The 2,177-nt window shown below is 58.3% G+C and carries 1 protein-coding gene; it reads left to right on the forward strand.

From position 1 onward, the window contains the following. On the forward strand, window positions 1–2,177 hold a 2,177-nt coding region (locus tag ACOSYY_RS01625; RefSeq protein ID WP_421660518.1), incomplete at both ends, for a PAS domain S-box protein.

Here is a 2,177-nt window from a genome sequence, read left to right on the forward strand (position 1 = left end):
CGCGAACGAGCGGAGGAGCGGTTGCGTCAAACGCAGTTCGCCACGGAACAGGCGGTAGACGCAATCTACTGGATCGATTCTCAAGCCAAGATTCTCTACGCGAATGAGGCGGCGAGCCTCATGGTGGGCTACACAAGAGAAGAGCTCTTCGACATGACGGTTCATGATCTCAATCCGGACTTCCCTGCATCCAGGTGGCCGGGCTTCTGGGAGGAGATGCGGCGAAACAAGACGATGTCGCTCGAGACCAACCATCGCGCCAAGGATGGGCGGCTCATCCCGATCGACATTCAAGTCAGTTTTCTCGCCTATGAAGGACAGGAATTCCACTGTGCCTTCGTCCGAGATATCACCGAACGCAAGCAGGCGGAGAATGCTCTCGGACAAATCATGCACCGTTACAAGGACCTGATCGATTCGATCAACGGCATGGTGTGGGAAGCCGATGCCACGACGATGCAGTTTACCTTCATGAGCCGGCAAGCCGAGGCCATCCTGGGCTATCCGCTCGAACAATGGCTCTCCTCCCCGACCTTTTGGGTGGACCACATGCATCCTGAAGACCGGAACTGGGCGCCGCAGTACTGTCTCGAGGAGGTTCACAGGCACCGAGCGCACACTTTCGAATACCGCATGGTGGCCGCCGACGGCCGCACCATCTGGATTCGGGATCTCGTATCCGTCCTCGTTGAGAACGGCCGGGCGACCAAGCTGCGTGGCATCATGGAGGATATCACCGAGCGCAAGCGGATCGAAGATTCCTTGCGCGACAGCGAGGAGCGGTTTCGTACGTTCCTCGATCATGCGCCGAACGCCATGTTCATGAAAACGAATGACGGGCACTATTTCTTCACGAATCGGTGCTTCGAGCAGCTATGCCACAGCGATCGAGAGCATCTCATAGGCAAAACGGATGCGGAGTTGTTCCCGAGTGAAACGGCCGGTCAATTCCGAGCCAACGACTGCCGGGTCATCGAAACAGGAAAAGCCATTGAATTCGAGGAAACCACGTCCAATGGCAACGACCTGCATACGAATATTGTGGTGAAATTCCCGGTGAGAGATCGCGTAGGACAGATCTACGCGACGGGTGGCATCGTCACGGACATCACCGCGCGCAAGCGGATGGAGTTCAAGCTGCAACAATTCGCGGCCGAAATGGAGCGCCAGAACCTCGAGCTGGCGGAGGCGCACAAGCAAGCGTTGGCGGCCACGAAGGCCAAGAGCGAGTTCCTCGCCTCGATGAGCCATGAGATTCGGACGCCGATGAACGGCGTGATTGGTATGACCGGCCTGCTGCTCGATACGCCACTGACGCAGGAGCAACGCGAGTATGCTGAAACCGTCCGTCTTTCCGGCGAGCATCTGTTGGACATCGTCAATGAGATCCTGGACTTTTCTAAAATCGAGGCCGGCAAGCTTGATCTGGAAGAACTCAATTTCGACTTGCACGCGGCGATGGACGAGACGATCGGTTTGCTCGGGGAGCGGGCTTATGCCAAAGGCCTTGAGCTAGCTTGTCTCGTGCACGCGGGTGTGCCGACGGCGCTGCGAGGGGATCCCGGCCGTCTGCGGCAAATCTTGGTGAATTTGATCGGCAACGCCATCAAATTCACGGAACAGGGAGAGGTCGTGATCACTGTGAGCCCGGAGGACGGGTCCGACGGGGAGCCGGCTGCAAGCGTGAGTTCGCCGTACCGGACGCTGCGCTTCGAGGTGTCGGACACCGGAGTCGGTATCACGCCGGAACAACAATCGAAACTGTTTCAACCATTCACTCAAGCCGACGGCTCCACCACAAGGAAGTACGGAGGCACCGGCCTGGGGCTGGCCATCTGCAAGCAGCTCGTGAAGATGATGGGAGGACGAATCGGCGTAGACAGCAAGGTTGGAGGAGGCAGCGTCTTTCGGCTCACCGTACGGTTTCATCTCCAACCGGAAGGGGTTCAACCGGTCGCGACGATTCCGGCGGCGCTACGGGGCCGTAAGGTTTTGATCGTGGACGATCATGCCACGAACCGGCGAGTGCTTGAGCAGAGTCTACGGGGGCAAGGAGTGACCTATGAAAGCGCGGAGAACGGGCACCAAGCGCTGGAGTGCCTGCGCAACGCGGCCGATCGGCGGACTCCTTTCGATTTGGCCATCTTAGATATGCACATGCCGGGAATGGACGGGTT

Source organism: Nitrospira sp. BLG_2, assembly GCF_049222245.1.